The sequence below is a fragment of the Methanococcus maripaludis C5 genome (assembly GCF_000016125.1).
In the GTDB taxonomy this organism is placed as follows: Archaea; AGJL01; Methanococci; order Methanococcales; family Methanococcaceae; genus Methanococcus; species Methanococcus maripaludis_D.
Window position 1 is genome coordinate 1,366,976 of record NC_009135.1, and the last position, 23,302, is coordinate 1,390,277.

Sequence of the window (23,302 nt, forward strand, 5' to 3'; positions counted from 1 at the left end):
AGGTCTGCTTATGAAAAAAAAAATTGAAATATTAAAAGATTATCTGAAAAATGATGATATTTTATTTCTATGTCACCATAATGCGGATCCTGATGCAGTTGGCGCTGCAATCGGTTTAAAGCAGCTTGCAAACAGCTTTTCTAAGAAGAAATCAAAAGAAAAAAATTTAAAAATATCTGCAGATTCAGTGAGCAAACTTTCAAGATCAATTTTAAATGAATTAAACGAAGAAGTTGAAATCATCGAGTATCCAAAATTACCTAAAACTGTTTTTTTAGTAGATACTTCTTCGATAAATCAAGTTACAGTAAATTCTGAAGAATTAGTCAGCTCAGACGTTATTTTAATAGACCACCACAAAAAAACCGATCTTATCGATTTCTGCAAATTTTACATTGTTGATGAATATTCAACTTCAACTTGCGAACTTGTTGCAAATTTATTTAGGGAAATGAAAATCTACCCTCCAAAAAATATTCGAATAGGACTTTTGTGTGGTATATTATATGACACAAAACATTTGAAAATTGCAAAAGAATCAACATTCAATATAATCTCGTGGTTAATGAAAGACGTTTCTTTTCAAAAAGTTCTTTATCTTTTAAGCCAGGAAAGTGATCCAAGCAAAAGAATTGCACATTTGAAAGCGTGCAGTAGGATGGAATTAATGGAACTTGATGGATACACTATTGCAATATCTCATGCGAGTTCTCATGAAGCATCTTGTGCAAAAACAATCGTTAGTATTGGGGCAGATATTGCATTTGTTGTTGCTGTAAGAAAACGAGATAGGGAAATTAGAATAAGTGTAAGATCAAGAAAATCAATTTCGAAAAAAGTCCACATGGGTGCTTTACTGGAAAACGTCGCAAAAATACTTGGTGGGCAGGGTGGCGGACATGCTGAAGCTGCCGGATTAAATGCTCCGTGGGATAAAGAAAAAACAAAAGAAGAAGCAATTGATTCTGTTCTTTCTGTTTGTATTAAATCTCTTGAAGAAGAATTATTTGGTGTAGAAAATGTCTGAAAAAAGCCTTGAAAAAAATGAAATTTTCGAATCATACTTTAAAAATTTAAGTGATAGAGAAAGAGCTGTTTTTGAAGGGGGAATTTCGCTTGGAGCGCTTTTCCACCAGTTTGTTGGAACTCCAGTTGGCGAAAAAACTAAAACAAGTTTAGAAATTGCAATGGCTGAATCTTTAAAAAATCAGCCATTTATTGAAGATGTTTCGGTATCAATTGTTGGTGAAATTGAAGATGGAAAATATGTTTCATTAACTGGTGAAATGCTCGATGTATCGTTAATTGTAAAAACAAAAGAAAACCGTGCTGTCTTAAGATTAAAATATATTAAAGAACTCGATTATCCGCTAATGTACGTTGAAAAAATTTAAAGGTGGGAAAATGAAAGTTGCAGTTCCAATGAACATGGACACAATTTCAGATGTTGAATTTGCAAAATATTTTTTAATATTTAAAATCGAAGAAAAAGAAGTTGTTGATACACAAACACTATTAACTCCTGAAGAAATGTTAAAAGAAAAACCAAATGCGATTATTGTTAACAAACGCGAAAAATTTAATGGAAAAATGGAAAGTTTTTTCTGTGAACAGAATGATGTTGATGCTTGTATTTTAGATTTTATCGAAGGAAATTTAGAAAAAATAGAATAATTAATTTTCTACTAATTTTATTCCGTATCCATAAGTTGAATTATGGGTGCTGGTTCCTGCAAGCATTTCTATAATTGAAGGGTAGTTTTCATCCTCGATAAAGTAATTATTCTCACCATATCCTTCGCCATAACTGGTGCCATGTGTTCTTGAAGGGGAGATATATGTCAATATTAATCTCATCTGTTCTGTTTCATTTTCTGCAGCTTTTCTAACCCTAAAATTATCAAAATAAACGTCTTGAATTCCTCCAGGATAACCTGAAGATGTTCCGAGTTCGAAATAGCTTCCGTAAATATCATCGGTATCTTCTATTTGGTAAGATATGTCCCATTCTTGATCATTATAATTTGGAACATTTCCATTGTTTAAAACATAATCGTCTAATTTTGAGTAAGTTCCCCAAATCTCACCACTACTCTGGTTCAATCTAACTTTTAGCCTATACCAAGTTTCTTCATTTGAAAAACTATTTGAATCGTTTAAAAAATCTCTCTCGATATATATACTACCTGCATTCTTAAAAACTGCATATTCCTGTGATATTTGCAACAAGTCTGAAATTTCATAAGCTATGTTTATTGAGTTATAAGAACCATTTTGGTTTATGTAAAAAACACTTTTTGGAACCGTGTTATCATAAAGTCCTCCAAGTTCTAAGGTATAAAATGAATCATAGTGAAGTGGAAGTTTTGTAGGATCTCCAGTATAGTTTGCAAAATATCCGAGCATTACATGTGGAGAATCATAATCACTATTGTTTCCTTTTGCATCAACTTCCACAATATAATAATCAACTGAAGAATCAATATCCGAAAGCTCATCTTCTGAAATTATTCTTGAAACAATTGGAGTATCCCGACACATTATCATTTGATCATTATAAGTTCCATTTAATTTACTATCTAAATCATTATAAATCCAATTTCCAGAAATATTCTCAAATATGGTGTTTCCTTCAAAACCATCATACATAACAAATACTTTTGAACCGTTTGAAAGATTTGTTCCAACTGGATCAACGTAAAATGTTCCAATATTATTTGCAGTTATATTTGCCTTTACCCAAATTATTGCATTTTTAGAGGTAGAATTCCAGTATTCTATCCAATAAGGTAGAGAATTACTTTCATTATCAAATACTTCGATTTCACCATCATTTATATTTGACAAGAAATTAAAGTTGGTATCATCAAGCACCATTTTTACAGCATATTCTTCCAAATCATAAGAATTGGGATTCCTAACTTTTATTGTGTTATTATTCGATCCAAGATAATGGTAAGCACTTATTATTGTTTTTATTGTAATTTCCTGAGATTCTGAAACATTTTTATAGTCATATACATTTTCTTTTGCCAGATAATATTCCAAATCATAATCTACTTTAAATGTAAATCCATCAACCATTGTAATATTCGTAACTTCAAAACTGTAATTAATATCATATTCAGAAGAATATTCTTCTTTTATGTTTTCAAGACTTCCATTTATTTCAGATTCAAGTGAATAAGTTAGATTCTTTAAAACTTGCGATTCGTTATTGTAATATACTCCCGACTGAATTACCCGTAGTTCCATATCATTCAATACCTTATTAAATGCAATTGGAATCGAAGTCTCCACAAGATGTTCCATTGACGAGGATTTTAAATCAACAGCCGTAGCAATTGTTTCGGTAATAATCTGGTCTTTTTGAAGATCTATTGTTGTATAAATCATAGTTGCAGTCAACATCATCAAAAGAACCAATGTTATCGTGGTGTGTGAAAGATACATAAATTATTCACCATATACTTTTAAGGAAACATTTACTGAATCATTATTTCCATAATAATAAAGTGCTTTTTTGTAATCGGATTCATAAAGGTCGAGTGCTATGTAAGTAATATTTTCATCGATATATGGCCCAATACTTTGAATTTCATGTCCTGCATTCCAATAAAATCCATACCAACCTTCACTTCGGTTAATAAGAACTACTGTTGAAACTATTGCAAAATTTTCGGTTGCATTTGAATTATCAATACTCCATGTCCCGATGTTCATAAGATAATTCTCTGAATGTACTCTAATTTTAATTAAATTTTCTGCCACATCTGATTCGTTGTTATTTTTAAGAAGCATTGCTGTTTCAATTGTTCCATCAAGCACTAAGTCTTTTAATTGGGAGGATACTTTATCATAAAAAATATTGGTTTTGATTGTATCGCCATAATCGCCCCCATGCTCAACTAAAGATGATGTGTAAAACGCCATTCCCACCGTAAGAATTACTATCGCAATTACCATATCACTATCAAATATCATCAAACCACCGTTACTGGGCCATGTCCACCTTTAATGTTACATTATATGGTTTCATTTTTAAAATATAAAATGTGGACGTATCATTACAGGATATGTTTAGCGTGACGTTATCCAAACTATTTCCTTGAATATTTAACAGCATTACCTCATTGGACTTAAATGAAGTATCATTATAGGTATTCAAAACTTTTTCAAATTCTGAAACTTTTTCTGTCGAATTTAAACTTAATTTATATGGAACTTTGTTTACTAGAAATGTCACATTCGTATCCAAAGTTGAAGAAACATTTATTGAATCAATTTTTGAGGAACCATTTATTGCAAAATATAGTATTTCTCCGTTAGATAGGTTTTGTGAAGTTTGATTTGCTTCAAAGTAGTCCAAAAGTGTTGGCGTATATAAATTCTTTTCTTTTGAATAAATATTTCTAAGTAGATATTTTGGACTTGGATTTGAAATATTATCTGAAACTGTACTAAGCCCGATAATAGAACTATTATATCTTTCAATTTCAATATAATATTTCAAAGTTTCATTTTTAGTATACACAAGTATCGGGTCATAACTCCCAGGAATTTTTTTGAAACCATAATGTCTAACTGCAACGTCCTCTAAAAAATCATGATAATCGTTTTTATAATATTCTGAAGGAAAAAGGTAATCTTTAAAAATCATATCAGAAATTAAATTTGCTTTCTCAAATCGTTCTAAATCTCGTTTTTGTTCCTGATTGGTAAGATTTATATGCGTAAATGTAAAATATCCCATATAAAATACAGCTACAAACAATATCACTACTGCAACGGCTTCGTATGTAAATATATACCCTTTTTTAGAGCACAACTTAGATTTCAAAGTCATTTTATCACTTTCGTATTGCGAAAAACATTGTACATAAAATAAATGTTAAAAAATTTACATTAAAATAAATTGGAAGTTTTATAATTGCAGGACATGGTTCAGTAATTTCAATATTTCTTACAACATAGTATGGACTTGAAGTATTTGTTTCCCATATCCGTGATTCTATCTTAAATTCATTGCTTCCATTTACAAGATAGTCTGTAATATCAATTCCGTCTTCCGATTTTTTATATGCTCCTGAACCAATATTAGAAAGATCTTTTGAATACTCGTAAACATATATTCCGTTTATAAATATTTTCACGCTCATTCCTTCTTGAATATTTCCATAATGAACGTAACTTAATTTATAGGTATAATTTTCCAACTTATCGATATTAAATGTTTCAGTTAAAGACTGGTGATCTGCATTAACCTTTGAATATTCCAAATAATACCCATGAATGGGCGTAATTAATAAAAAAATAGAAAAAATAAATAAAATATTATTGAACAGGTACTTGTAATTCTTTTGAAACATAAAACTCCCCAAAAGAGATGTTTACAGTATTTGAAGGAATAGTATTTACTGAATTATCAACATTATTTCCAGTTACATTTACAAAATCGCCATTTTCTGATTCAGGCTTGAAAACAACATTTATAGACGAATTTACATGAATTATTTTATTCGGAAGTCTTATAGTATAATTCAGAGTGCCTACTGGTTCAAATGTTGCATTTATTGTAACATCTTTTGAATAAGCAGTAATTGCATAATTCTCAAAAATATCGAGTATGGCATGTCCTCGCTCAGCAGTCTCAGAATCTTTAAATGATTTTGCCATATTCAACACATTTTGACCCATGAATGCAAAAATCAATAAAAGAAATAGCATTGCGAGTATGAAATCAAAGGAAACCTGTCCTTTTTTAACGGATAGTAATTTTAACATTATTATCATTCCTTGTTAAGTTGACACTCAATATTTTTAATGTTGAAACATTATATGATGCATCATCTTCCATTATTATGTCTATAGTGGTATTTGTAGAAATATTAAATCCATTTCCATGAATTCGAATTGTTCTATTTTCAACTTCCCATTCTGAAGGCGGTGATTTTACATAAACCATTTTGTAAGACCCCGTATCACATACAGAAAGTATTTCAATATTTGATTTAACTTTTGAAAGTGCAGCATGTGCTAAACTTGCCGAAGATAATTCTACAGATTTATTCAATCCAAAAATTCCGGGGGTCATTGTAGATACAACGATCGCAACGAGAAGTGCTAAAAATAATACAATAAATTCCACTGAAACCTGTCCTTTTGACATTTCGTAACATCCCTCAAAAAATTAAAAATAGATAATTAAAGCATCCAAAGGCTCTGAATATCTTCTTCTTTGTCATACCAATACATTTTATATGAAAAATCCAATTTTTGGTTTGAAGACGTAGTATATACTAGCGCAGGAATGTCGTATAAATTATAAAATCCTGGGGCCATATCAAATACTGGAACAAGCGTAGTATCGAGCATGTTCGACCCATAGTTACTTAAATCGTTATGTTCATTTACCCAATCGGAATATGAATCCACCCATGTGTTCACAGAATATTTACTGATAACTTTATCACAATTACTGTAGTCCTTCAAAACAATTGGTGCAGGTAGCAATATACTCAAAACCTCAGTGTCTTCTTTTTCTATGGATCCGTGTACATAAAGTTTGAAGTTATCTAGTTTTATTCCTTGCTTTTTGGATGCAGGAATTATTTCCTTTAAATCAAGGAGTTTCGTTTTTGGATATGCTGCAGGACCCGAAATATCCATTGTTCGAACCATTTCGTCTCCATCTTCGTCGTCCTCTTCCCCTTCTTTTGTAATTAAGTTATCATATCTTGTTGAATACATTTTAATTTTTGCGGTTGTGTATGGGGGCAGCCAAAAACCATCTTTTCCATTTAATTCAGATCTTGTAGTGATATCTACAGTCACATTATCTGTAGATGCCTCTTCGTCGTCCTCGTACCCATTTGTCAAAGTCATGAAATTTTTTGATGTTTTTAAATCCTTATCAATATACTCGATTTCTTCGGGAATTGTTATAAAAACCGAATAAGGATACATATTTGTAATTTCACCAGTTAAACTCCAATATACATCCATTGTAGCTACTGTGGTTTCAGAATGAACATTTGGAACCGTCAAGATTAAAAGTAAAAAAATAGTTAGGTATTTTATAAATATTTTCATCAGTTACCACCTGCTGCCTTTACAATGTATAAATCCTCACTGTTTACCGCAACTAAGTTTGAAACTTTTTCTGATGGAACTGCAACTATCAAAAGATAATTTACATTTTCATCAAATATTTGAGTATTATCTTCAATTTTATTAAGTCTTTCACCATAGCTTCCGAATTTATCAATAACTGTTGCAATATCCAATTTATCTGCGGCCGTTGCGTGGAGTACTCCTGGCAAATTATTAAGGCTGTAAGATATTGAAGAAGTACTTTCAATTGTTGATTCACTTCCTTCATCATTTACGATGTTTGATACAGACCTTTCTTCGCTGTATCCGATATCAGGAAGAACCACATAAGATGAATCAATTACTGCATAACCAATTGGTTCTTCTGGCGTATTTTTATTATATATCAATATCGAGTCTCCAGAAAAGGGGATTTTACCACATTGTTTTGAAGACACTGTGATTGTAAGTTTGTTTAAGTTAGATATGGGAGTTACACTAAATTCTTTGAGCTGCATGATTCCCATAGAATCCGTGATTTTCAAAACATCGTCTTTTGTCATAAAATATTCTTGACCTGACATTTCAACGTAGAAGTAAGCATCACCTGAAGTTATAGTTTTTTCGAGTGACTTTTCAAGAATTTCTTTTACCTCATCCTCTACATTTGCCTGCTTAAATAATTCATCAACTTCAGCAGTGGAATTTGCATTGTTTATTTTTCTTTCCAACTCATTTGCTTTTAAGCTACTACCATAGTATTCCCCATACATGTCCTTAATTTGACTTATTGCAAGTGATTTGTAACGTTTTACCTGCAAATAATCTTGTGCGTCCTCCAAAATACGCTCTATATCCTTTTCGTCCTGACTTTGTTGTATTCTTATGATATAAGATATCTTTTGGGGGTCATTTGGATACTCAAAGAACAACTTATCGATTGTATCGATTGCAACTTCCCGATTATTCTCCAATTCTTCTATTTCCCTATTTTTTGCAGTGAAATAAATATTATAAACTTCAAAAATCACAATAACAGAAACTACTATAACAAGTGCCATCCTAAGTTGTTTTGGAGGTATTCTTGAAGATTTTTTTGATTTAGATTTCAAACTCTTCAATTTACCACTATATTCTTCAGCAGGCATAAACTCCCTCCATCCTGAAATTATAAAAATGAACTCAATAAATGTGTATGTTAAATATACTGTCAAGATATTTTAAATATATTTTCTATTGTTTTTAAGATATTTTGTTATCTTGGGGATTAAACAGAATTTCACTAACTGGTCCATGAGATATTAAAATCATATTTTGTCGTATCGATCTCCTGGGAATTAATAACATAATTTTTTATAAATGCCCCAGTACTGCTTGGAACAGCCGAAGTGTTTGTAATGTGGACGGTAATATTCACATAGTCATTGTCTACGGTAGACCATGTCATTCCGGCATAAACAATTGTTCCGTCAATATCTGTTCCATTATATCCTGAATTTACAAGTGAAACGGCTGTTTTTGCACCCAAATCTATTTTATCGAGTGTTCGGGTCCCTTCGTCAAAGGAAGACGTCAAAAAATATGTAATTGTTATTGTAGATATCAAAAGTATCGAAAGAACGATTATTGAAAATTCAAAAGATATTTGAGCTCTTTTAGAACCTTTCAACATGTTATCCCACCAAATAATTTATAACTCCAAAATTTAGTGCAATAATTACAGAGTACGCTACAAGAACGAATGGAACGAATGGGTATGTTGTTAAAACATTTAATTCTCCAGTAAGTTTCCCTTCATTTTGCAATTTATTTAATAATTCTAGATTTTCGTCTGAAAGACCTTCCCCATCAGTCATTAAAGATTTTCCTTCGGTTTTTCCCATTTCGCCATATACCATGTGTTTAAATCGCTTCAAAATATTTGCATTTTCAACAGTTACGTCACCGTTGTCTTTTATGGTTATAATATCTCGAATTATATCCCCTTCATTTAATTCGCTAATCTGTTTTTTTGAGGAAATTTCAGAACCGGTTAATGCATATATTACCAGCGAAATTAATGAAAGCTGTCCGATATATACGAAAAATGAAACAAGTACATTTTCACTTATAAAATACGAAGGATTGATTAAATAAAAGCCGATCAAATAAATGGGCGTAAAGTATCCAAGTTTATTGGATATAATTCGGTATTTTGGAATTTTTCTTGAAATAAATATCGATAAAATTACGTAAATCCAGAGTATTGCCTTTGTATTTCCAACAGAATATATTTCAGTGATCGAAACTATTATTCCAACGACCATTGCAAGATATGCAGAAGATGGAATAATATCCTTCCAGTAATTCTTCAATATTTTCGTCATCGGAAAAATTGCTGCAAATAATGCGCTCAATCCAATTAATATTAAAATATCTTTCGGAACAAAATATATAGTTTCTGCTGTAAAAATTGGAGATAATGCGGTAAACATTTTAACGTCCCCGCCACCCATACCAACTCCAAGAATTAAACACAAAATTAACGTTGCAAAAAACGAAGTTATAGCATCAAAACCGAATAAATAATATCCAACGGGTAAATTAACAATCAACATTAAGATAATTACAAAATGAGGAATTATTCGCTCTTTGATATCGGTAAATGTTGCAGTTAAAATTAATAAAAAATTAAATAAATAAACTCCTAAAATTAAATTATCGATTCCAAACATGATTTTTCCGCCCTTAAACTGAATTATCCTTTCCAAGTTTTTCTTCAACCCGTCTTTTAATCCCCATTAAAATGTCTTGGTTGTCTATAAATTCAATTGAATCATTTATCTTTTTATCTTTAGTGAGTTCTGTGATCTCTTTTAAAACTTCCGATGCAATTTCGGGTTTATGGATCCATTTACAGTTCATACAACTCCAGATCAAGGATCCGTCTTTTCTTTTAATAACTTCACCCAGATCTTCATCTTCACAAGGATAAAATGGGCAGTAACACCAAAGACATGACTGATTTTCATAGTGGCAAGGATAATACTCACAATCTCGATTTGCCCCACAAAGTGAAAGAACTTTTTTTAAGTGATCTTTTGCTAAATCTATCATATATACACCATTTTCACTTATCGAATGAAATATATAGTAATTTAATCTATTTATTGTTTTATATGTGCCCGAGGTGAATTAATGAATGATCTGATCGCTCTTGCAGAGGATATTAAGAACGAAAAATTAAAAAAAAAGGTTGTCGAATTTATAAACGATCCGATTCCAAAACATCCTGAAATTGAAAGTACTGGCATAACACTTGAAACCTCCCCCGCAAGCGTTAAAAGACATCACAAATACTCCGGAGGATTAATCGAACATACGATCGCAGTTACAAAAATGGCTGTAAAAATGGCTGAAGCCTTGGAAGAAACATATGGAATTGAATTAAATAGAGATTTGCTAATTTCCGGAGGAATACTCCACGATCTTATGAAACCACAAAATTATCAGTTAAAAGACGGAAAATTCGACCATCTTTCAAATTTTCACCTCGACCATTTGACACTTGGAATTGCAGAACTGTACAGAAGGGACTTTCCACTTGAAGTTATAAAAGTTGTAGCTAGCCATCACGGAGATCATGGTCCTGTAAGTCCAGATTCAATAGAAGCGTGGCTAATTCATCATTCAGACAATGTAGACGCTGCAATTAATGATATAGGAATTAGAATATGTCAGGCGAGAGCTAGAGAATTTGGAATTGATGATTCACAAATATATAAAATCGTCAATCCATTAAAATTATATGAAATGCGTAAAAAATTGGGAAAAGATAAAGTGAAAGAATTTTTAAAGGAAAAATTGGAAATAAAGGATGAATAATTGATTTAAAAAATATGAAAATTCATTAGTACTGTATGTTATTTAAAATAGTGAACAGCCCCCACCATATCTATTGTTTTTTAGCATAATTTAAAACTCAAAAAGTTTTTAAATTTTGACTTTGAAAAATCCGTTACGCTTTCCCATTAATAATAATTAAAAATCAGAACATTTACGATAAGTATGCTATTAAGTCATACCCTAAGTCAGGCTTTTTTAAATTTATTGATTTGTGGTGTCTAAACAGTGTTTTAATTAGTAGTTACAGTTAAACTCTTTTTAAATAATATTTATATAGTGGTAATTATTAGTAATTACTATTTTACTTCAAAATTAATTTATATTAATTACATATTTTTGATTTTAAGCAATTATTGGATGAATATTTGCACATAAGTCCCATTTGGGGTAAATTATATATAATTGAAATACATACCAGAATTATAATTCCTTATAATATTATAGATAGCGGAAATAAAATTCCGTATTAAAACCCACACGGTGAACTAAAATGAAAAAATCATTGCTCGGCATAATCTCAATATTATCACTAACATTGTTGTTTTCAGGTTGTGTTGACAACAGCGGTGCAGAAGAACAGGCTGTGTTACATGCATACGTTGGTGCAGGAATGCAAATGCCAATGGACGAAATTGCAATTGAATTTGAAGAAAAATACGGAATAAAAGTAGAATATGATTATTCAGGTAGTGGTGCACTTCTGTCAAAAATAGTTGCATCAAACCAAGGTGACATATTCATGCCTGGAGACTGTTCATATGTTTACCAATTACAGGAAAAAGAAATGAGTACTGAATGCTCTAACGTTACAAAACACATCCCTGTTATCGCAGTTCAAAAAGGAAACCCTAAAAACATCACCGGACTTTCAGATTTAGGACAGGATGATTTAGAACTTGCACTTGGAGATAGTAGCATATCAATTGGAAAATTATTCACAAAAATACTCTCAAAAGCTGAAACTAAAGGAGTAAACGTCACTGAAGCAGTTAATTCAAATACTGTTGTAACAGGTGCTACTGTAAAACAAGTATTATTATACGTTACTGAAAAAAACGTGGATGCAGCAGTTGTTTGGAGTGCTGACGCATATGAAAACTCGGATGCTGTAGATATCGTACCAATTGAAAGCGAATATAATATCATAAAAACAGTACCTATCTCGATATTATCAACCACTGAAGACTATGACAATGCAAAATTGTTCTACGACTTTGTAAATAATGAAGGAAAAGAAATCTTTGAAAAACATGGCTTTGTAGCTCTGGAGTAATGCATGGGATATTATGAAAAATAATGATTTTTTAAAATTTTTTTCACTTTTTGCACTATCTGTATTCATATTATTCGTATTAATGATAGTGATGTCCATCGTTACAAACATATCTTTTGAAACGTTTTACTATTCGTTATTCTCAAAAGAAATCCAGTTTGCAATAAAATTAAGCCTTGAAACTGCTAGCATTGCGACACTGCTTGGAACATTGCTTGGCGTTCCTGCAGCATACGCACTTGCAAGATACGACTTCAAAGGAAAAAATATCGTGGACAGTATTGTCGAACTTCCAGTAATTCTTCCTCCATTAATAACAGGCTTTGCTTTACTGGTATTTTTTGGGAATACCGTGTTTGGAAAATTTATAACTGAAAATCTAATCGAAATCCTTTTTACATACAAAGGAACGATAGTTGCACAGTTTTTCGTTGCAACACCATTTATTATAAGAACATCAAAATCAGTATTTGAATGCATTGATGAAAAGTACGAACTTATTGCTCAAAGTCTCGGCTCTAAAAAATACGAAAGTTTCCTCAATGTCGTAATTCCAATGGCCAAAAATGGAATTATTGCAGGAGTGATACTTGCCTGGGCACGAAGCATTGGGGAATTTGGAGCTACAATGATGCTTGCAGGGGCTACAAAGATGAAAACAGAAACGCTTCCAATCGCAGTGTTTTTAAATATTTCACTTGGAGACCTTGAAAAAGCACTTGCCGTATCCCTGATATTTTTAATTGTAGCAACTTTGGTATTATTTATAATTAGATTAATTTTAAAAATAGGTGAGAACAATGATAGACTTTAAATCAGAATTAGAAAGAATAGCAACTGAAAACCATCTTTTAGATGAAACTATTGAGATAAAACCAGTTAATGTAAATTTAGAATCAAAAACCATCGATGATTATCCATTAATGCAGGGAAAAGAATTTTTACTCCGTGCATTCTTTAAAGGCGATGTTGGAGATGCATTTACAAACAACCTCATTGAATTTAACGGCAAACTCTCAGAAGTTATTGCTTCAGGAAGTCCTCAAATGATTATTGCTGCACTAAATTCAGTCATGAAAAATCTGAAAATGGTTGAAAAATCAGAGCACTGTATAAAAGGAGAACCTGAAGTCTGTGCAAAAGAATTATCTGACTTTTTACTAACAGAACTTGGAAAAGACATAAAAATTGGAGTTATTGGATACCACCCTGCAATAATAAGACAGATGGTAACCACATTTGGAAAAGATCAAGTTATTGCAAGTGACATGGATCTAGATACAATTGGAAGGATTAGACAGGGAATTGTAATAATGCACGGTAGTATGAACGAACATTTAATCGAAAACTCCGATATCATCCTTTCAACAGGAAGTACTGCTGCAAATGGGAGTTTAGAAGAAATTTTAAACTATACAAAAAAATACGATAAAAGAATAATATTCTATGGAACAACTGTAGCATGTGCAGCAAAAATGCTCGATTTAGAAAGATTCTGTGCCCTTGGAAAATAATTGTTTGTGGTAGTGATGCTTGTAATTGAAAACTTGAGAAAAAATCTCAGTAATTTTGAATTGTATATCGATAAACTTGAAATTAAGGATGACGATTACTTCGTATTCTTGGGTTTGAGCGGTAGCGGTAAAACTACAATTCTTGAAATGATTGCAGGATTCATTAAACCCGATTCTGGAAAAATAATTCTAAATGGAGAAGATATTACAGATAAACCGATAAATGAGCGAAAAATTGTTCTTTGTAATGGTAAATATCTATTTCCCCATTTAACGATTCAAAAAAATATAGAATACGGGATAAAACATCTGCCAAAATCTGAAAAAAAGGAAAAAGTAGACAACATTTCAAAATTACTTAATATTACGCATCTGCTAAACCGAAAACCCGAAAGATTGAGCAGTGGTGAACAGCAACGAGTGGCTCTTGCAATGGCACTGGTAATGGATCCCGAAATAATATTGTTAGATGAACCACTATCATCACTTGATAGATTACTCCATGAAAAATTGATGTATGATTTAAAAGAGGTTCACAAGTCTTCAAATGTCACATTCATACACGTTACCCACGACTTTTCAGAAGCCGCAGTTTTGTCAAATAAAATGGCGATACTTAGAAATGGAAAAATCGAACAGATTGGAACACTGCAAAATGTATTAAAACATCCTAAAAACGAGTTTGTTGCAAAATTCGTTGGAATTAAAAATATACTTTATGGAAACTGCATAAAAAAATATGAAAATTATATTATTCAACTTCTAGGCTTTGAAATACCAATCAAAGAGGCGAGTTATGGTGAAATAACACCGGACACATTCCCCCAAATACTGCGTAACTGGTCGTTTTTCGTGAGCCTTGCAAATTATGGTGAAATAACACTAGGAATATTTCCAAAAGATATTAAATTTTCAAAAAAATATGAAAACGACCCGGAAACATATTCTGGAAAAATAAAAAGCATTGTTCCATCAGGCCCATTCGATTCAAAAGCTGTGATCGAATTTAACAATATAGAACTGATTTCAGAAATGCCAAATAGTGAACTCTTGAAAAATCCGTTGAAAAAAGGAGATTCCATAGAATTTTATATCGAATCGATATCAATAATCGGATAAATCAGACTACAAATAATTATTTTTTTACTTTTTGAATTATTAAAAGTTAACGTCCAAAAAATTTCTAAATTTTCCAAAATTTTTTCGAAACATTTATAAATCTAAAAATTTAAATTAATTATGGGAAAGGGATAAAAAACCCGTAGCTTGTAGTTTATTTTGACTTAAAAATATTTTTTCAAATCATTTAGACATCTTAAAGGTTTATTTTATCTTATTTTCAAATAATTAAATAATATAACCACATAGTTATATGGGTTAATTCTGATCCCTAATTGCACAAAATGCAATCTTACAAACTTATCGATTTTAAATTTCCCTTTTTACCCAAATTTTTATTTATCATTATAAAGTTTAAATTTTGTATTTAAAAGTTAAATTTTATTCATTTTAATATTACATTTTATGGAAGCATTGCTTTTTGTGTAATAAAATTTTTTTAAAAGGCCATTGAAAAAAGAAAAATTTAATTTCATGTTAAACCCGTAGACCTAGGGCATAACACGATATTCGGTGGTATTTTAAAAACCATAAGAATCAACTTATGCTTTTAGTTTATTTTTGGAGTTTATCTTCATAGCCAAATAGTAATTTATTATCATTGCTTATAATTATTAAGTTAATTAACTCCAGTTAATAATAAAACAGTTCTATTTTTATAATTATCTATCAAAAAAATACCCCATATTAATTTATATAATGTAATTACTATTACTTAATTACAGGATAAATTAGTAATCATAACAGATTATTTTTGGGTATATTTTATAAGAATGTTGGTTTTTTGTGTGTGAAACAATGATATCGGTACCTGAAGCGGAAAATATTTTAAAAAAATTTAAATTTGAAAAAACGGAAAATGTAGATCTTTTTAATTCATACGGAGGTATTCTCGCAAAAGATATTGCATCAACCCAAGATATTCCAGAATTTAGAAAATCTAACATGGATGGATACGCCGTAACAAGCCCTTGTTTAGAATCTTACGTTTTAATAGATGAAGTACATGCAGGGGATTTTAGGGATTTAAAAATAAAAGATAATGAATGTGTATGGGTTGCAACCGGTGGTAAGGTTCCTGAAAACGCATGCTGTGTGGTTCCTGTTGAAAACACGATAATTGAAAATAAAATAATGCGTATATCTGAAATTCCAGACAATTCTTACGTGGTCGAAAAAGGATCTGATATTTCAAATGGGGACTTGGTTTTAGAAAAGGGAAGTTTAATTAATGAACGAAATATCGGTTTGATTGCTTCTTTAGGAATTTCTGAATTAAAGGTATACAAAACACCAAAAGTTGCGATAATCTCAACAGGGGATGAACTCGAAAAAATTTCAGATGTGAATTCAAAATCTATTGCAGGGATCGTTAAGAAATCTGGTTGTGAACCTGTTTTTTTAGGAATATCTAAAGATAATAAAACAGAATTAAGAAATAAAATAATAGAAGCATTAGCTTATGACGTAATAGTAACTTCTGGGGGAGTTTCTGCGGGAAAAAAAGATTTTACAGCGGAAATCATAGCGGAGCTTGGAACCATACTATTTCACGGGGTAAAAATGAGGCCTGGAAAACCAGTTCTTGCAGGCGAAATTGACGGAGTTCCAATTATTTGCACCCCTGGAAAAGTTACATCATGTATAATCTGTTCATATCTATTCCTTTACCCACTACTCTGTAAGTTTTCCAACTCCAAAAAATGTAAAAGAATTGTAAATGCAAAAATAATGGGTGAATTTAAAAAAGAATCTGATAAAAGATTTTATTTACCTGTCGTGTATGATAATGGATTTGTAAAACCAGTATTTAAAGATTCAAGCCATATCACATCTATTGCCTATTCAAATGCAATAGTTGAATTAAAAGAAGGAGTTTCAATTGCAGATGGCGAAGTTGAAGTCTGGCTCTACGACTAGATATACTATAAATTAAAGTTATTATTTCTTAAAAAATCTCTTTTTAAATGCTTTAAAATATTAAAAAAAGTAAAATTATTTATTTTTTTCTCTGATTTCTTTTACCAAATCATACAATTGCTCCATTGTGTCTTCATTACTTTTCGTGAAGTCAAATGGTGATTTTGTAAATGGTTTGTAGTATATTGGTATTTCATCGAATCTATAGAATGTGCCATCACATTCAAGTGCATCGATAACCCCGGGTAAAACCACATCTGCAACTGAAGTTGATGGACATGGTGCAATATCAAGAGTAATTACAGGAATATTTTTTAAATGACTTACTGAATCCTGCGGGTAGTGTGCACCAACGTCTGATGCCATGATGAATGCACAGTCTACTTCTTTTTCCCTTAAAACGTCGTTTGCAGTGAATTCTCCAGGATTATATCTTGGGAAACCTTTTGCAAAGTCGAGTCCGAATGGGAATCCGTACAGGTAAGTTGCAAGCACGTTAAATCCTGCAACGTTACAGTGTCCTCTGATTAAACCGATTGTAACTTTCGTGTGTCTTTGAAGTTCTTTTACAAGTGTCAAAACACATTCTAAGTTTCTTTGTTTACCAAATGAAGATGCTAAACCAAGTCCACCGTAGATGGATGCGAATTTAGCGTTTTTGAGTATTTCTGCAGTTTCCATTATGGTTTCTACAGGAATACCTGTTACTTTTTCGATACTTGGATGTGGTCGTTTACCTCTTGAAGCCATCAATAAGGCAGAAAACAACTCGTAATCAGTATTTGGATTTAATTGTAAGTGTATATCTGATGCTTTTGCAGTTGCAGATTTTCTAGGGTCGATTGTAATTACAGTTCTACTGTTTCTTCCCTTTTCTACAAAGTAACCTCTTGGAAATACACCGTATCTTGACAAATGTCTAGGCATTGAGTCCATAGGATTGGTTCCCCAATATACGACAACGTCAGCTCTGTTTTTTGTTTCTCCGGCTGTTGAACCGGCTTTTCCAGCTTCTTGAACTCCCATTAAGGAAGGCCCGTGTCACACGGTAGAACAGGAATCTACGATTCCACCTAAGTACTCGCCCATGTGAAGACCTGTTGTCATTGCTTCACAGGATGTTTCTGCACCCATGTAAAGAAGAGGTCTTTTTGAGTTTGCCAAAATTTCAGCAGCTTTTTCAAGCGCTTCTTCCCATGAAACGTCAACCAATACGCCATTTTTTCTAATTTGTGGCGACATGATTCTGTGGTGGCTTACAACTTCTTTAAACTTAGCCGCACCCAACTTACATGCGTTTCTAACGGTTAAATCTCTTTTTTCTTCGTCCCAGACGATTTCGATGTCATCACATGCTCCACCGCATACTGGACAGACGACGTCTTTAAATGTTCGACTTACCATCTAATTCACCTGTAGATGTTATCTATAATGTATTCTGCTTCCAGTATTTCTCCTTCAGAAGGCTCCACGTATACGGTTCCCCCTTTGTAGATAGGAGATCCTGTACTAACTGAATAAGCATCCACAATAACGTTTGCCCAAACACTTCTTGGAATAAAAACATTTCTTCTTAAAACGTCTTCATTAGGTTCAGCACGTACAAGAACGCTGTATTTTCCACTTTCACTTGTAACTTTTACCTTTTCAGGTTTTCCAAGTAAAATGTAATCTTCCGGGTGCATATTACATACGGCACATACTTCTAAGTACTCGTGTGAATATTTATCTCCACCTTTAATGATTCTACCTTGTTCAATTGTACTTCCAGTATTTAAGATAACTTTTAAAGCGTTTCCTTTAAATTCGATAGGTCTTTCTGTAGCAGGTAATTCATCGTTTAATAAATCGTAATTTTCGTTTAATGAAACGTATAACTTACCTTTTGGTTTGTTAAAGAATGCTTGATCTCCGTTAAAACCAATTAATTTTCCAGGAAGTGCTAAACCAGAAAGTCCTGTTTCGTAATCACTTACAACGCCAGTTGATACAAATCCGGGTGCAAAGTTCTTAATTTTTCCAGCAACTACAATAGTTCCTTTCTTCATTTCTACTCCAACAGCCCTAATTGCATTTCCACCGACGTAAACTAATCCGCCGTTTAATCTGATTCCACAGAATGCCCGTACATTTCCATTTACAACAATTTTACCATCGACCATACCGTCTCCAACGTTGTTTCCAGCGTCTCCTTCTACGATTATGGTTCCACCAAGCATTCCTTCCCATCTTCCCCTGTAGCACCCACCTAAGTGGTCACCAGCATTTCCAAAGATATGGAGAAGACCTCCTTCCATTTCCATTCCTGCCCAAGGTTTGGCATTCCCATTTACAAGGATTTCTCCACCTTTCATTTCACGACCTACGTGGAATCCGGCATCTCCTTCTACGATAATTTTACCTGCAGTCATCTGGAATCCAATTAATTTAACGTTTCCAGCATTTCCTGCGATATTAATTACCATATCCTCTTTTTTGCTTGTAAAATCTCCAGAAATTTCGAAAATATCTGAAAGAGGGTGCTCTTCGGGGCCAATAAGCACTTTTAAAGCACCTACTTCTTCTTGCGATTTTCCTTCAAATGTGTCAGGCGTAATTACCTCACATTCTACAGGAATCGTACCATCGTATTTTGGCTTAAGTATAATTTCTCCCATGTTTCTCACCTATCTCACATTAATGTTAAGGGGAGTTGGTTTTGTGAGGTATAGTTCAGGAACTGGGTAATTTGAGAAGTTAACTGTATAATATCTTCTAAACCAATCCTGCACATCTGCCACAATCTCTTTCTGTAGTTCGTCATCGAATCTAGCATCGATATAGTAAGTCCTACCTTTTGGAGTTTCGATAATTCTTCCATCTTTTGTGATAACTTCGCCATCTTTTATCGTGTATAGCGCAGTTGTGAACGCTTTTTCGATTGCTTTGTAATCATTAGGATTGTAATCTGGACTTATATCGTAAACTGTAATGTCCGCATCAGCACCGGGGCTTAAATGTCCTTTTCTGTGTCCCATACCTATTGCTTTAGCAGAAGTTGCCCTTGTAACTGTAGCTAAGTCATAAAGGCTGTATTCTTTGCCATTACCTTCAAGGCCACTTCTTTCACCAGCCCATTTGTTGCATATTTTCATTGTGTCTTCTCTTGCCTTTTGAGACATTAACCAAGTTATTACTAACGGGTATTTTGTGAAAGGTCCTGCGTTAGGGTTATCTGTAGTCATTATTACTTTTTTAGGATCTGTCAATAATAAAAGCTCAAGACCTATTGCCCATTGAACGCTGTGTACTTTGTTTTTCATGCTGTAAGTAAATGGAACAACACCTGAACCACATTCAAGCTCAACGTCCACGTTTGCCCATTTTTGACCATTCATAACAGCCAAATCATAAAGACCTGGACCGTCCCCAGTCATACAAATAGCATTTCCAAAAGCAACGCTACCACTGTCCATTACAACGTGGTCAGATTTGTTAACGTATTTTGAAATTTCTTCTGCTTTTGATTCAAAGTCTTTCCATGAAGTTCCACCAAATGAATGGAACTGCATGTGGGTCATATAAAGGCTCTGTTCTCGTTCATGAGAATATTTTGTTTTTACACCGGTATCATAGCCTTGTTTTTTAACAGCTGGCTTGATATTTTTTGCAACATCCATTGTGTCAATAGTAAATTCCCAGTTTCCGGGGTGACCAAGATTATTTGCGTGGAGGTGTATTGACATTGGAAGGCCAAGCATTTCGTTTACTTCACCAAGTCCATTAATTACTTCACCTGATGAAATACCGAAATGAATGTTTTCTTCTTCGAGTGAGTGTACGTTTTTACCCCATGCCCAGCTTTCGACACCTGCAGGGTTTACGAGTTTAATACCAAAAGTTTTTGTTGTTTCAAGCGCCCATGCAACGTATGCAGCCGCTTTTTCAACGTTTCCTTCTTTTAAATATTTCATTACAAACCAGTTGCTTCCTAAAAGGAGATATCCTGCTTTGTCAACGATTGGCATTACTTTAAACTCTTCGTGAGTGTGCCTTGCAAGCATTGGAGGTACTGCTGCTTCAAATAAGGTTGTGTAACCCATTGAAGAATATTTGTACCCCTGTGCATAAGTTGAAGGAACTATTTCTCCCGAACCGCAGTGCGTATTGTGGGTTTTTTTCAAAGGAGATTTGTAGTGATCTTCTGGACACATTACTCTTCCAGTATTTACTTTAGGCCCTGCTACGTGAGTGTGTGAGTCAACTCCTCCAGGCATTACCACTTTTCCTTTTACATCCAAGATTTTAGCATCTTTTAATTCGCCATCGGACAGGCTTTCGACAATCTTCCCGTCCTTGATGAAGATATCCATTACTTCTCCATCAATACCATTTAGGGGATCATAAACTGTCCCGCCTTTTATAACCATTTTGGTCATCATACCACCAATATATTAATTCGGCAAATTCAAAATTTAAGATTATTTAGAACAAGCTAAACATTTTTTTTCGCCATTTTGTTGTATGAATGGTTCTTTGCATGTTTCGCAAAGTTCAACCTTCTTTTTAGGCTTAGCTGGTGCTATAACACCGATAAATTCGTAAGAATAAACGTCTTCTCCAGCTTTCAAAAGTTCAGTTACTGCATCCTTGTGGGATATCTTAGCAGTATTCATGTACCACGCATGAAGTAACGGGTAATTGACAGTTTTTTCAGGATCCAATATTATACGAACTCCTTTGATATTATCTCCTGCAGGAGCCCAGGGGTTGATCCTTGCAGCCATTTTACCAGCATCTTCTATCCTTAAACCCTTATTTCCAGTAGTGGCACTACCCAAAATTTGAAAAGCGTCTGGTAAGCAGTTATAAGTCTCACTTACAACGTAAATTCTATCATCACTAAAATTTAGTAATTTTTTTGATAAATTATACATCTGAATCCCAATGAACGCTCCCGCTGTCGGGAATCCATGAAATTCAACTACTCTTTTAAACTGACTTAGAAGATTGGGGTCTTCCACCAAGTCCAAAATTTCTTGTGCTTTATGCATGTATTCACCCAGATATGTCTAAATCTACTTGAAAATTTTTTCAGATCTTGACATCCGATTATTAAACATATCATATTACCTAATTACTTATATGTAATTATATCTATTTGCACTAAGGTTAAGTCGAAATCATTATATATTACTAAATATGTATTTGGATATATAAATATTATAAAATTGTGGAAATAGAACTATTTTTTGAAAATACGCTTTAAAATGCCTAAAAAAAATTAGCTAAAATACGTGAAATTCTCCAATTTAATAATCCGATATATTAATAAAAAAGGAAATTGATTGAATTTTGGGTTAATATTTTTAAGACTGTTTCGGGGGTGTGATATGCTATTTAATCCTTAGTGGAGGATTTAATTGATTAAGCACCGAGCATTAGTGATTAAATTAAATATCTACTGCATTATACTGTTTTTGTTACATTTAATATAATTTTCCATTTGATTTTGATTATTACTCATTATTAGGTACATTTTATTCAATTTTATATATTTAGTAATCGGTAAATAATGTAAACTCTATTTATTAATTTTATTCACGAATTTAAATATATTAATGACCCCATAAGAAATTATATATACTGTAAATTTATATTTTTCAATAACCCGGAATCATTCTTCCGGTTAATATATAAAGGGAGATTAATATGGCCAAAAAATCATCAGGAATAATCACAGGACTTATAATTGTACTCGTTTTATCTGCAATGGCGCTCTTTGCAGGCTGTGTTTCTGATTCTTCATCAGATGAAACAGTAACAATAACCGTTTCAGCAACATCGAGTTTAACTGATGCGATGACAGATATTGCAGCAGCATTCGAAGAAGATCATCCGAATATTAATGTTGAATTGAATTTTGCAGCATCAGGGTCACTCCGACAGCAGATTGAAGGGGGAGCCCCTGTAGATGTGTTTGCTTCAGCTTCTAAAAAACACGTTGACATCCTTGAAGATGAAAATTTAACAAGTGCTGGCTCAGTAATGAACTTTGCATCAAACAACTTGGTATTAATCGTTCCAGCTGGAAATTCATTAAACATTACTTCAGTTGAAGATTTAACAAACGACGATGTAACGAAAGTTTCAATTGAAAATCCCAAAACCGCACCTGTGGGAAAATATGCTAAAGAGTCACTTGAAAACTCAGGTTTATGGGATGAATTAGAAGAAAAAATGGTTTACGGAGAAAATGTAAGACAGGTTTTAACGTACCTCGAAACAGGGGATGTTGACGCAGGATTTGTATACATGACCGATGCAAAAATTGCAAAAGAAAATTCAATCGAAATTATAACAACAGTACCAACTGTTACAGAAATTATTTATCCATTATGTATCATAGATTCTTCTGAGTATAAAGAAGAAGCCCAAGTTTTCGTAGAATACTTAACAAGTGAAACAGGAAAACAAATCTTAACATATTACGGCTTTACAGCAGAAAACTAGTGATACT

The 23,302-nt window shown here is 32.7% G+C and carries 25 protein-coding genes; 10 read left to right on the forward strand and 15 right to left on the reverse strand.

The genetic code is table 11. The features are described 5' to 3' along the window. The first annotated feature begins 10 nt into the window (after positions 1-10). From MMARC5_RS07255 to MMARC5_RS07265, 3 genes are read left to right on the forward strand one after another with little or no spacing between them, the layout of a single operon-like run. Positions 11-1,027 carry a DHH family phosphoesterase gene (locus tag MMARC5_RS07255; RefSeq protein ID WP_011869177.1) on the forward strand — a complete coding sequence of 339 codons (1,017 nt, stop codon included), beginning with the start codon at positions 11-13 and terminating at the stop codon, positions 1,025-1,027. Next, entirely contained in the window at positions 1,020-1,394 is a 375-nt protein-coding gene (locus MMARC5_RS07260) for a dihydroneopterin aldolase family protein (RefSeq protein WP_011869178.1), read from the forward strand. The genes MMARC5_RS07255 and MMARC5_RS07260 overlap by 8 nt, the downstream gene beginning before the upstream one ends. A gap of 10 nt (positions 1,395-1,404) precedes the next feature. Next, a complete protein-coding gene (locus MMARC5_RS07265) occupies positions 1,405-1,674 on the forward strand; it encodes a NifB/NifX family molybdenum-iron cluster-binding protein (protein WP_011869179.1) in 270 nt (89 codons plus the stop codon). On the opposite strand, the gene MMARC5_RS07270 is transcribed toward MMARC5_RS07265, so the two are convergent. From MMARC5_RS07270 to MMARC5_RS07320, 11 genes are all read right to left on the reverse strand, one after another. After that, positions 1,675-3,453, reverse strand: coding sequence for a DUF2341 domain-containing protein (locus MMARC5_RS07270; RefSeq protein ID WP_011869180.1), 1,779 nt, complete (start codon positions 3,451-3,453; stop codon positions 1,675-1,677). A gap of 3 nt (positions 3,454-3,456) precedes the next feature. Further along, positions 3,457-3,984, reverse strand: coding sequence for a hypothetical protein (locus MMARC5_RS07275; RefSeq protein ID WP_011869181.1), 528 nt, complete (start codon positions 3,982-3,984; stop codon positions 3,457-3,459). 10 nt (positions 3,985-3,994) lie between these two features. Then, entirely contained in the window at positions 3,995-4,846 is an 852-nt protein-coding gene (locus tag MMARC5_RS07280; RefSeq protein WP_011869182.1) for a hypothetical protein, read from the reverse strand. A 4-nt stretch (positions 4,847-4,850) separates the two neighbouring features. Continuing rightward, positions 4,851-5,279 (reverse strand): hypothetical protein, encoded by a 429-nt coding sequence (locus MMARC5_RS07285; protein WP_011869183.1) that lies wholly within the window; start codon positions 5,277-5,279, stop codon positions 4,851-4,853. 55 nt (positions 5,280-5,334) lie between these two features. Then, positions 5,335-5,784, reverse strand: a complete 450-nt coding sequence (locus tag MMARC5_RS07290; RefSeq protein WP_048058517.1) for a hypothetical protein — start codon at positions 5,782-5,784, stop codon at positions 5,335-5,337. Next, complete coding sequence (locus MMARC5_RS07295; protein ID WP_011869185.1) at positions 5,762-6,169, reverse strand: class III signal peptide-containing protein; 408 nt, start codon at positions 6,167-6,169, stop codon at positions 5,762-5,764. Before MMARC5_RS07295 ends, MMARC5_RS07290 begins: the two co-directional genes overlap by 23 nt. A gap of 35 nt (positions 6,170-6,204) precedes the next feature. Continuing rightward, complete coding sequence (locus MMARC5_RS07300; protein WP_011869186.1) at positions 6,205-7,092, reverse strand: hypothetical protein; 888 nt, start codon at positions 7,090-7,092, stop codon at positions 6,205-6,207. Then, on the reverse strand, positions 7,092-8,240 hold the full coding sequence (locus MMARC5_RS07305; RefSeq protein WP_011869187.1) for a DUF515 domain-containing protein: 1,149 nt from the start codon (positions 8,238-8,240) through the stop codon (positions 7,092-7,094). Before MMARC5_RS07305 ends, MMARC5_RS07300 begins: the two co-directional genes overlap by 1 nt. A gap of 134 nt (positions 8,241-8,374) precedes the next feature. Next, on the reverse strand, positions 8,375-8,764 hold the full coding sequence (locus MMARC5_RS07310; protein WP_011869188.1) for a class III signal peptide-containing protein: 390 nt from the start codon (positions 8,762-8,764) through the stop codon (positions 8,375-8,377). 1 nt (position 8,765) lies between these two features. Continuing rightward, complete coding sequence (locus MMARC5_RS07315) at positions 8,766-9,806, reverse strand: A24 family peptidase C-terminal domain-containing protein (protein WP_011869189.1); 1,041 nt, start codon at positions 9,804-9,806, stop codon at positions 8,766-8,768. Between the two features lie 13 nt (positions 9,807-9,819). Next, on the reverse strand, positions 9,820-10,188 hold the full coding sequence (locus MMARC5_RS07320) for a cysteine-rich small domain-containing protein (protein WP_011869190.1): 369 nt from the start codon (positions 10,186-10,188) through the stop codon (positions 9,820-9,822). 81 nt (positions 10,189-10,269) lie between these two features. On the opposite strand from MMARC5_RS07320, the gene MMARC5_RS07325 reads away from it, so the two are divergent. The 6 genes from MMARC5_RS07325 to MMARC5_RS07350 all read left to right on the forward strand — a co-directional run bounded on the left by MMARC5_RS07325 (position 10,270) and on the right by MMARC5_RS07350 (position 16,803). Then, positions 10,270-10,956 carry an HDIG domain-containing metalloprotein gene (locus tag MMARC5_RS07325; RefSeq protein WP_011869191.1) on the forward strand — a complete coding sequence of 229 codons (687 nt, stop codon included), beginning with the start codon at positions 10,270-10,272 and terminating at the stop codon, positions 10,954-10,956. A gap of 511 nt (positions 10,957-11,467) precedes the next feature. Further along, positions 11,468-12,250 carry a molybdate ABC transporter substrate-binding protein gene (gene modA / locus MMARC5_RS07330; protein WP_011869192.1) on the forward strand — a complete coding sequence of 261 codons (783 nt, stop codon included), beginning with the start codon at positions 11,468-11,470 and terminating at the stop codon, positions 12,248-12,250. Positions 12,251-12,263: 13 nt separating this feature from the next. Beyond that, positions 12,264-13,064, forward strand: a complete 801-nt coding sequence (locus MMARC5_RS07335) for an ABC transporter permease (RefSeq protein ID WP_011869193.1) — start codon at positions 12,264-12,266, stop codon at positions 13,062-13,064. Then, the gene (locus MMARC5_RS07340; RefSeq protein ID WP_011869194.1) at positions 13,051-13,764 is read left to right on the forward strand and encodes a Rossmann-like domain-containing protein; all 714 of its coding nucleotides are present in this window, start codon (positions 13,051-13,053) and stop codon (positions 13,762-13,764) included. Before MMARC5_RS07335 ends, MMARC5_RS07340 begins: the two co-directional genes overlap by 14 nt. Before the next feature lie 15 nt (positions 13,765-13,779). Further along, complete coding sequence (locus MMARC5_RS07345) at positions 13,780-14,883, forward strand: ATP-binding cassette domain-containing protein (RefSeq protein ID WP_011869195.1); 1,104 nt, start codon at positions 13,780-13,782, stop codon at positions 14,881-14,883. Between the two features lie 798 nt (positions 14,884-15,681). Continuing rightward, on the forward strand, positions 15,682-16,803 hold the full coding sequence (locus tag MMARC5_RS07350) for a molybdopterin molybdotransferase MoeA (RefSeq protein ID WP_011869196.1): 1,122 nt from the start codon (positions 15,682-15,684) through the stop codon (positions 16,801-16,803). A gap of 75 nt (positions 16,804-16,878) precedes the next feature. Here MMARC5_RS07350 and MMARC5_RS07355 read toward each other — a convergent pair whose 3' ends face one another. The 4 genes from MMARC5_RS07355 to MMARC5_RS07370 are packed head-to-tail and all read right to left on the reverse strand — an operon-like array spanning position 16,879 to position 21,836. Further along, the gene (locus MMARC5_RS07355; protein WP_011869197.1) at positions 16,879-18,207 is read right to left on the reverse strand and encodes a formylmethanofuran dehydrogenase subunit B; all 1,329 of its coding nucleotides are present in this window, start codon (positions 18,205-18,207) and stop codon (positions 16,879-16,881) included. A 5-nt stretch (positions 18,208-18,212) separates the two neighbouring features. Further along, on the reverse strand, positions 18,213-19,460 hold the full coding sequence (locus MMARC5_RS07360; protein WP_011869198.1) for a formylmethanofuran dehydrogenase subunit C: 1,248 nt from the start codon (positions 19,458-19,460) through the stop codon (positions 18,213-18,215). 9 nt (positions 19,461-19,469) lie between these two features. Then, a complete protein-coding gene (locus tag MMARC5_RS07365) occupies positions 19,470-21,221 on the reverse strand; it encodes a formylmethanofuran dehydrogenase subunit A (protein ID WP_011869199.1) in 1,752 nt (583 codons plus the stop codon). A 42-nt stretch (positions 21,222-21,263) separates the two neighbouring features. Next, positions 21,264-21,836: an FmdE family protein gene (locus MMARC5_RS07370; RefSeq protein WP_011869200.1), complete on the reverse strand. Its 573-nt coding sequence runs from the start codon at positions 21,834-21,836 to the stop codon at positions 21,264-21,266. A 658-nt stretch (positions 21,837-22,494) separates the two neighbouring features. Between MMARC5_RS07370 and modA (MMARC5_RS07375) the strand changes: the two genes are divergently transcribed. Then, positions 22,495-23,295 (forward strand): molybdate ABC transporter substrate-binding protein, encoded by an 801-nt coding sequence (modA, locus tag MMARC5_RS07375; protein WP_011869201.1) that lies wholly within the window; start codon positions 22,495-22,497, stop codon positions 23,293-23,295. The last annotated feature ends 7 nt before the right edge of the window (positions 23,296-23,302 follow it).

What these genes read in the sequence shown, in the direction of transcription:
- MMARC5_RS07255 (WP_011869177.1), top strand. Translation starts at nt 11, where the DNA reads ATGAAAAAAAAAATTGAAATATTAAAAGATTATCTGAAAAATGATGAT.
- MMARC5_RS07260 (WP_011869178.1), top strand. Translation starts at nt 1,020, where the DNA reads ATGTCTGAAAAAAGCCTTGAAAAAAATGAAATTTTCGAATCATACTTT.
- MMARC5_RS07265 (WP_011869179.1), top strand. Translation starts at nt 1,405, where the DNA reads ATGAAAGTTGCAGTTCCAATGAACATGGACACAATTTCAGATGTTGAA.
- MMARC5_RS07270 (WP_011869180.1), bottom strand. Translation starts at nt 3,453, where the DNA reads ATGTATCTTTCACACACCACGATAACATTGGTTCTTTTGATGATGTTG.
- MMARC5_RS07275 (WP_011869181.1), bottom strand. Translation starts at nt 3,984, where the DNA reads ATGATATTTGATAGTGATATGGTAATTGCGATAGTAATTCTTACGGTG.
- MMARC5_RS07280 (WP_011869182.1), bottom strand. Translation starts at nt 4,846, where the DNA reads ATGACTTTGAAATCTAAGTTGTGCTCTAAAAAAGGGTATATATTTACA.
- MMARC5_RS07290 (WP_048058517.1), bottom strand. Translation starts at nt 5,784, where the DNA reads ATGTTAAAATTACTATCCGTTAAAAAAGGACAGGTTTCCTTTGATTTC.
- MMARC5_RS07295 (WP_011869185.1), bottom strand. Translation starts at nt 6,169, where the DNA reads ATGTCAAAAGGACAGGTTTCAGTGGAATTTATTGTATTATTTTTAGCA.
- MMARC5_RS07300 (WP_011869186.1), bottom strand. Translation starts at nt 7,092, where the DNA reads ATGAAAATATTTATAAAATACCTAACTATTTTTTTACTTTTAATCTTG.
- MMARC5_RS07305 (WP_011869187.1), bottom strand. Translation starts at nt 8,240, where the DNA reads ATGCCTGCTGAAGAATATAGTGGTAAATTGAAGAGTTTGAAATCTAAA.
- MMARC5_RS07310 (WP_011869188.1), bottom strand. Translation starts at nt 8,764, where the DNA reads ATGTTGAAAGGTTCTAAAAGAGCTCAAATATCTTTTGAATTTTCAATA.
- MMARC5_RS07315 (WP_011869189.1), bottom strand. Translation starts at nt 9,806, where the DNA reads ATGTTTGGAATCGATAATTTAATTTTAGGAGTTTATTTATTTAATTTT.
- MMARC5_RS07320 (WP_011869190.1), bottom strand. Translation starts at nt 10,188, where the DNA reads ATGATAGATTTAGCAAAAGATCACTTAAAAAAAGTTCTTTCACTTTGT.
- MMARC5_RS07325 (WP_011869191.1), top strand. Translation starts at nt 10,270, where the DNA reads ATGAATGATCTGATCGCTCTTGCAGAGGATATTAAGAACGAAAAATTA.
- modA (WP_011869192.1), top strand. Translation starts at nt 11,468, where the DNA reads ATGAAAAAATCATTGCTCGGCATAATCTCAATATTATCACTAACATTG.
- MMARC5_RS07335 (WP_011869193.1), top strand. Translation starts at nt 12,264, where the DNA reads ATGAAAAATAATGATTTTTTAAAATTTTTTTCACTTTTTGCACTATCT.
- MMARC5_RS07340 (WP_011869194.1), top strand. Translation starts at nt 13,051, where the DNA reads ATGATAGACTTTAAATCAGAATTAGAAAGAATAGCAACTGAAAACCAT.
- MMARC5_RS07345 (WP_011869195.1), top strand. Translation starts at nt 13,780, where the DNA reads ATGCTTGTAATTGAAAACTTGAGAAAAAATCTCAGTAATTTTGAATTG.
- MMARC5_RS07350 (WP_011869196.1), top strand. Translation starts at nt 15,682, where the DNA reads ATGATATCGGTACCTGAAGCGGAAAATATTTTAAAAAAATTTAAATTT.
- MMARC5_RS07360 (WP_011869198.1), bottom strand. Translation starts at nt 19,460, where the DNA reads ATGGGAGAAATTATACTTAAGCCAAAATACGATGGTACGATTCCTGTA.
- MMARC5_RS07365 (WP_011869199.1), bottom strand. Translation starts at nt 21,221, where the DNA reads ATGACCAAAATGGTTATAAAAGGCGGGACAGTTTATGATCCCCTAAAT.
- MMARC5_RS07370 (WP_011869200.1), bottom strand. Translation starts at nt 21,836, where the DNA reads ATGCATAAAGCACAAGAAATTTTGGACTTGGTGGAAGACCCCAATCTT.
- modA (WP_011869201.1), top strand. Translation starts at nt 22,495, where the DNA reads ATGGCCAAAAAATCATCAGGAATAATCACAGGACTTATAATTGTACTC.